Origin of the sequence: Sandaracinobacter neustonicus, assembly GCF_006385875.1 — a bacterium.
GTDB classification, from domain to species: Bacteria; Pseudomonadota; Alphaproteobacteria; order Sphingomonadales; family Sphingomonadaceae; genus Sandaracinobacteroides; species Sandaracinobacteroides neustonicus.
In genome coordinates, this window is the sequence record NZ_VFSU01000028.1 from 194,640 (window position 1) to 201,322 (window position 6,683).

5 protein-coding genes and 1 pseudogene are annotated in these 6,683 nt (G+C 65.5%); 3 read left to right on the forward strand and 3 right to left on the reverse strand.

The annotated features are described in order from the left end of the window. Window positions 1–56: 56 nt before the first annotated feature. On the reverse strand, window positions 57–899 hold the full coding sequence (locus FJQ54_RS12430; protein WP_140928727.1) for an alpha/beta fold hydrolase: 843 nt from the start codon (window positions 897–899) through the stop codon (window positions 57–59). 124 nt (window positions 900–1,023) lie between these two features. Next, a complete protein-coding gene (fdhD, locus tag FJQ54_RS12435; protein WP_140928728.1) occupies window positions 1,024–1,824 on the reverse strand; it encodes a formate dehydrogenase accessory sulfurtransferase FdhD in 801 nt (266 codons plus the stop codon). A gap of 74 nt (window positions 1,825–1,898) precedes the next feature. Here fdhD and FJQ54_RS12440 point away from each other — a divergent pair, with 74 nt between their 5' ends. The 3 genes and pseudogenes from FJQ54_RS12440 (at window position 1,899) to FJQ54_RS17840 (ending at window position 6,074) form a co-directional block, all read left to right on the forward strand. Continuing rightward, complete coding sequence (locus FJQ54_RS12440; protein ID WP_140928729.1) at window positions 1,899–4,163, forward strand: FdhF/YdeP family oxidoreductase; 2,265 nt, start codon at window positions 1,899–1,901, stop codon at window positions 4,161–4,163. Between the two features lie 209 nt (window positions 4,164–4,372). Then, a pseudogene (locus tag FJQ54_RS17835) lies at window positions 4,373–4,981 on the forward strand (TonB-dependent receptor plug domain-containing protein); the annotation flags it as partial. Between the two features lie 850 nt (window positions 4,982–5,831). After that, entirely contained in the window at window positions 5,832–6,074 is a 243-nt protein-coding gene (locus tag FJQ54_RS17840) for a tRNA dimethylallyltransferase (RefSeq protein WP_235890439.1), read from the forward strand. 293 nt (window positions 6,075–6,367) lie between these two features. Here the strand turns inward: FJQ54_RS17840 and FJQ54_RS12450 are convergent. Continuing rightward, a partial coding sequence (locus FJQ54_RS12450; protein WP_181160143.1) for a transposase occupies window positions 6,368–6,683 on the reverse strand: 316 nt, incomplete at its 5' end.

The window sequence follows — 6,683 nt, forward strand, 5'->3', positions numbered from 1 at the left end:
GGTGATTCTGCGGGCAGCGACGGCGGGCGCGCTTGTCCGCCGCCGCTGGCCATAGTTCAGGATTGCGCGAAGGCGAGAAGGTCTGCGTTCAATATGTCCGGGTGGGTGGAAAGCATGCCGTGCGGCAGGCCCGGATAGACTTTCAGCGTGCCGTTCGGCAGCAGCGGGGCCGACATCCGGGCACTGGCATCGATGGGGACGATCTGGTCGTCATCGCCGTGCAGCACCAGGGTGGGAACGGTGATGGCCTTCAGATCGGCCGTCTGATCGGTTTCGGAAAAGGCCTTGATGCCGTGGTAATGCGCGAGCGCGCCGCCCGCCATGCCTTGCCGCCACCAATTGTCGATCAGCCCCTGGCTCACCGTCGCACCCGGGCGGTTGAATCCGTAGAAGGGGCCTGCGGGCACATCGACGAAGAATTGCGCGCGATTGGCGGCGAGCGCGGCGCGGAAGCCGTCGAACACCTCGATGGGCAGGCCGCCGGGGTTGGCATCGGTTTTCAGCATCAGCGGCGGCACCGCGCTGACGAGCACGGCCTTGGCGGCGCGACCGTTCGGCTGGCCGTGCTGCGCCACATAGCGGGCGACTTCGCCGCCGCCGGTGGAATGGCCGATGTGGACCGCATTCTTCAGATCCAGATGATTGGCGACTGCAGCTGCGTCTGCCGCGTAATGATCCATATCGTGGCCGAAATCGACTTGCGCGGAGCGGCCATGGCCCCGGCGATCATGCGCGATCACGCGGAAGCCCTTTTGCAGGAAGGCCAACATCTGCGCGTCCCAATCGTCTGACGAGAGCGGCCAGCCATGGTGGAACATGATGGGCCGGGCCTCTTTCGGCCCCCAATCCTTATAGAAGATTTGCACGCCGTCTGTGGTGGTCACGAAACTGCTGGTCATGGCTGGTCTCCTTCGCGGTCGGGGTGTCCCGTCGCCGCGGAACAGGTCTTGCCCGACTGTCGGGCATCCTGCCCGCGAAGGGGACGCTGCGCCAATAGCAGAATTTGTATGACAACCGCAGTCGTCATTCGCCGTCCAGCGCCGGGCCGCTGACCCACAGCAGGCTGTCGTCGCGGGCGATGGCCGCCATGGCGAGGCCTGCGGCCTGCGCGCGGGACACGGCGAGTTGGGTGGGGGCTGAGACAGCGACGAGCAGCGGGCAGCCTGCGCGCACGGTCTTTTCCACCAGTTCATAGGAACAGCGCGAGGTGACGGCGATGAAGCCCTGCGCCGGGCTGATGCCTTGCCGGGCCAGCGCGCCGATCAGCTTGTCCAGCGCATTGTGGCGGCCAACGTCCTCCCTCAGCGCGACCAGTGCGCCCGTTTCGGACAGGAAGGCGGCTGCGTGGGTGGCGCGGGTGCGCGCGCCCAGCGCTTGCGCGTCGCGCATGGCGGCAAGGCCGAGGCGGATGGCTTCGGGCCTGACGCTGCTGCGGATGGCGAGGCGGGGTAGCGGGCGCAGCGCTTCTTCCACGCTGTCCAGCCCGCACAGGCCGCAACTGCTGTCACCCAGCCGCCGCCGGGCGCGGGCGAGGATCGGCTCCATCCGTTCGGCGGGCAGGCTGGTGCGGGCGACCATCCCCTCTCCGCCGCGCACGGGGTGGATGGCGATTTCGCCGATCTCCGCAACGCTTGCCAATCCTTCGGAGAGGAGGAAGCCGGTGACGAAATCCGCGATGTCTGCCGGAGTCGCCATCATCACCGCATAGCTGATGCCGCTGATCTCGATGGCGATGGGGGTCTCCAGCGGGATATCGCGCGTCACCGGTTCGCCGCCCGCCGCATAGGGGCTGAGCAGGGCGGGGATGGGGGCGTAACCGGTCATGGCTTCGGGTTATTCCCCTCCCGGCCCGGCGGCTCAAGGTGGAAATGGCGGCGGCTTGGTGCCATGATGCGGGCATGAGCGAGGAACCGGACGTGAAAGGCGTCGAGCCCTATGCCGGGCCTGCGGGCGGCTGGGGCGCGCTGCGCGCAGTGGCGCTGGCGGTGAAGCAGCAGATGGGGGCCTCCGCCGACACAAGGGCGCTGCTGCAGATGAACCAGCCCGACGGCTTCGATTGCCCGGGCTGCGCATGGCCCGATCCGCGCCACACCTCCAGCTTCGAATTCTGCGAGAATGGCGCGAAGGCGGTGACATGGGAGGCGACGGTGAAGCGCGTCGACCCCGGCTTCTTCGCCGCGCACAGCGTAAGCGAGCTGTGGGGCTGGAGCGACCATGCGCTGGAAGACGCCGGACGGCTGACCGAGCCGATGCGCTATGACGCGGCAACGGACCATTATGTGGCGATCAGCTGGGACGAGGCCTTCGCGCGCATCGGCGCGGGGCTCAGGGCGCTGGACCATCCCGACAGGGCTGAATTTTATTGCTCGGGCCGGGCCTCGAACGAGGCGGCGTTCCTGTATCAGCTGTTCGCCCGCGCGTTTGGCACCAACAATTTCCCCGATTGCTCCAACATGTGCCACGAAGCCACCAGCGTGGGGCTGCCGCAATCGATTGGCGTGGGCAAAGGCACCGTCACGCTGGAGGATTTCGATCTGGCCGACGCGATCTTCTGCATCGGCCACAACCCCGGCACCAATCACCCGCGCATGCTCTCCACGCTGAGCGCGGCGGCGCGGCGCGGCGTGCCGATCGTGGTGGCGAACCCCATGCGGGAGCGCGGGCTGGAGCGGTTCAAATCGCCGCAGCATCCGACCGAGATGCTCTCCACCCATTCGACGCAGCTGGCGTCTGCCTATCACCAGCCGCGCGTGGGCGGCGATGCCGCCATGCTGACGGGGATGATGAAGGCGCTGTTCGAAGCCGACCGGGTGGATGTGACGGGCGGCGGCCCCGGCCTGCTGGATCGCGCCTTCATCGCCGCGCATACACAGGGTCTGGCGGCGTTGCAGGCGGAGGTGGAAGCGACCGCCTGGGCCGATATCGTTGCCGGGTCCGGGCTGGACGAGGCCGCGATCCGCTCCATGGCGGAGACCTATTGGCGCGCGGAGCGGGTGATTATCTGCTATGGCATGGGCATCACCCAGCACGCCAATGGCACCGCCAATGTGCAGCAGCTGGCCAATCTGCTGCTGCTGCGCGGCAATATGGGAAAGCCCGGCGCAGGCATCTGCCCGTTGCGCGGCCACAGCAATGTGCAGGGCGACCGCACGGTGGGCATCACCGAAATCCCGACCGAGGCATTTCTGGCGCGGCTGGACAAGGCGTTCGGCATCAACAGCCCGCGCGCGCACGGCCATGCCGCCGTGGAAGCGATGGAGGCGATGCGCGAGGGGCGTTCGAAGGCACTGATCGCGCTGGGCGGCAATCTGGCCATCGCCATGCCCGACCCGGATGTCTGCTTCGAAGCGATGCGCGGGCTGGATCTTTCCGTGCATATCCTCACGAAGTTCAACCGCAGCTGCCTGCTGCCCGCAACGGAGAGCATCGTGCTGCCCTGCCTTGGCCGCACCGAGCTGGACGTGCAGGCGGGTGGGCCGCAATCGGTGACGGTCGAGGATTCGATGTCGATGGTGCATGCCTCTGCGGGCAAGCTGAAACCGGCATCCGGGGGGCTGAAATCAGAACCTGCGATTGTGGCCGGGATGGCGAAGGCGACGCTGGAGAGCGGCATCGACTGGGACTGGCTGGTGGCCGATTATGACCGTATCCGCGACGGCATCGAGGCGGTGTTCCCGGATTTCCGCGATTTCAACGAACGCATCCGCGTGCCCGGCGGCTTCCGGCTGACGGTGGGCGCATCCGACAGGGTGTGGAACACGCCCAGCGGCAAGGCGCAGTTCCTGCCGCATCCGCTGCTGCCTGCGGAAGCGCAGCGAAAGGGCCTGATCCTGACGACGCTGCGCAGCCATGATCAGTATAACACCACAATCTATGGGCTGGATGATCGCTATCGCGGCATTTTCGGGCGGCGGGACATCCTGTTCGCCAACGCCGACGACATGGCCGAACTGGGGCTGATGCAGGGCGACAAGGTGGATGTGATGGCGGGGCCGGGCCGCGTTCTGCCGGGGCTGACACTGGTGGCCTATGACATCGCGCGCGGATCGCTGGGGGCCTATTATCCCGAAGCCAACTGCCTTGTGCCGCTGGACGATCATGACCGGCTGAGCGGGACGCCGAGCTACAAATCCATCGAGGTGACGCTGCAGAAAGCAGCCTGAACGCGGCCTGTGGCCGAATAGTCGCGCCTCGGGATTGAAACAAATTTGTCGCAAGTCTGAAACAACAATGACCGGCTTCTGTCATCGAAGCCCGGCAGTTGGCGCGCATTCCTGCCAATCTGCCGAAAGGTCGCAGTTCCGTGAATGTTCGCCTGTTGTCCGCCCTTCTCCTGACGTCTGCGATCGCAGCGCCGGCCATCGCCTCCACGGTGACGGGCACGGTCGCCGATGCGGGCGGCGTCCGCCCGCTGCAGGGTGCGGATGTGCGCATCCCCGCGCTTGGCCGGGTGACGAGCGCCGACGCCGCCGGGCGCTTCCGCTTCACCGGCCTGCCCGCCGGCACCTATGATGTGGTGGTGAGCTTCGCGGGCGCCACGGCCTCCACGCAGAGCGTGACGGTGGGCGCGGAAGGCAGCGTGGCGCAGATGAGCTTCGCGCTCGCGCCGGACGGCACCGATATCGAGACCATCCTCGTGGTCGGCCAGCAGGCCAACATGCTCTCCTCCATCTCGCGCCAGCGCGCCGCCGACACGGTGGTGACGGTGCTGACGAAGGATGCAATGGGCCAGTTCCCCGATCAGAATGTGGCGGAATCGCTGCGCCGCGCGCCGGGCATCAACGTGCTGAACGATCAGGGCGAAGGCCGCTTCGTGGCGGTTCGCGGGCTTGATCCGAACCTGAACTCCACCTCCATCAACGGCGCGCGGGTGCCCGCGACCGGCGGTGAAGACCGGATGGTGGCGCTGGACGTGATCCCGTCTGAACTCATCGAATCCATCGAGATCAAGAAAACGCTGACGCCGGACATGGACGGCGACACCATCGGCGGCTCCATCGAAATCAACACGACATCCGCGTTCGACCGCAAGAAGGATTTCGTGACGCTGAGCGCCGAGGGCAGCTACAACCAGCTTTCGGAAGAATGGTCGCCGAAGTTCGGCGCGAACTTCGCCAAGCTGATCACCGAGGATTTCGGCATTTCCGGCGGTTTCTCGTGGAACAAGCGGAAATTCTCCACCGACAATATCGAGGCGGCCGACTGGGCGACCACCAAGGACGGCTATGATTATGCCAAGACCATCGAATATCGCGATTATGACGTGCAGCGCGAACGCTGGGGCGGCAACCTCAGCATCGACTGGCGCCCGGCCGACAACACCACGCTGTATGTGCGCGGCCTCTATTCCAAGTTCGACGACACCGAGCTTCGCACCCGGCTGGTGTTCAAGCCGACGCCTGCCCCCATTTCCGCCACTGACACCGGCTTCACCTTCGAAAGCGCCGCCGGCAGCGCAGGGCGTATGGAAATCCGCCGCGACCTGAAGGACCGCCGCGAATGGCAGACGACGACCTCCATCGTGGCGGGTGGCCGCACCGATGTGGGGCCGTGGACGCTGGACTATTCCGGCAGCTGGTCCCGCGCGGAGCAGAAGGAAGATGGCTCCATCGATCCGATCCGCTTCCGTCAGCGGCTGCAGGGCGCAGGCGCGTTCGGCGTGACGTTCGACTTTTCCGACTGGCAGCGCCCCGGCTTCGATGTGACCAAGGGCGAGGCAGCCTTCCTCGACCCGTCGAAATACACGATGTCCCTGCTGGAATACACCGACAAGGAAGATTCCACCGACAAGGAATGGGCCTTCAAAGCGGATCGACCGGCGAATCGAGGCGATGTGGCAATCCGGCGCGCTGGAAGAGGTGCGGCGCCTTGCCGCACGCAATTTGTCACAAACCCTGCCGGTGATGCGTGCCATCGGCGTGCCACCGCTGCTGGCGCTGCTGCGCGGCGAAGTGCAAGTAGCTGAAATGATTGAAAGATGGCGACTGGATACGCGGCAATATGCCAAGCGGCAAGCCACATGGGCGCGCAACCAGACTGGCGGCTGGCCGCGAATTGTCACGCGCCCGATTTAACAGTTGATCACGGTTAACAGGCTGGAACTCTGCTAAGAAATTCCCACATCAACCGTATCAAGAACATAACAACATACATTCCCCAAGTGGCATGCCGTCTGACGTGAGTTTCGCCTGAATCCGACCGCAGGACAATCATTTTCCGTCCCGAGCGGCGTCGTCGGGCGCGCAAGGCGCTGAGACAGGGCAGATCGGCCCGCGAAGCCGCCGTGTTGTGCCCTGGTGGCGGTGTTTTTCAGCGCAGCGGACAGACCCATCCTGCCGTTTTCGTTCAGTTTGGGCGTGGATGGCGGTCATGCGCATAGCGGAGGCGCTCGCAATCGGCGGATGGCGGCGAGGATGGCGCGGACCATCGGACCGGTGACGGCCACCTCGGCCAGCTGGAAGGTGATGGCGCGGGCATGGCGGACGACACGTGCCCCGATCTTGATCAGCTTCAGTTGCAGGCTGGTCAACGACCAGTCGGCCATCGTCTCGGGCAACTCGATGCAGCGCAAGAAGATGGCCAGGTTGTAGGCCAGCGCATGCAGTTGCAGTCGCACCTCATTGTCGCGGAACTTCCGGCATGACAGCCGCGTCCAGTGGAAGGCATATTTACCTTCCTTGATG

Coding starts and splice junctions, on each gene's coding strand:
- FJQ54_RS12430 (WP_140928727.1), bottom strand. CDS start 899: ATGACCAGCAGTTTCGTGACCACCACAGACGGCGTGCAAATCTTCTAT.
- fdhD (WP_140928728.1), bottom strand. CDS start 1,824: ATGACCGGTTACGCCCCCATCCCCGCCCTGCTCAGCCCCTATGCGGCG.
- FJQ54_RS12440 (WP_140928729.1), top strand. CDS start 1,899: ATGAGCGAGGAACCGGACGTGAAAGGCGTCGAGCCCTATGCCGGGCCT.
- FJQ54_RS17840 (WP_235890439.1), top strand. CDS start 5,832: ATGTGGCAATCCGGCGCGCTGGAAGAGGTGCGGCGCCTTGCCGCACGC.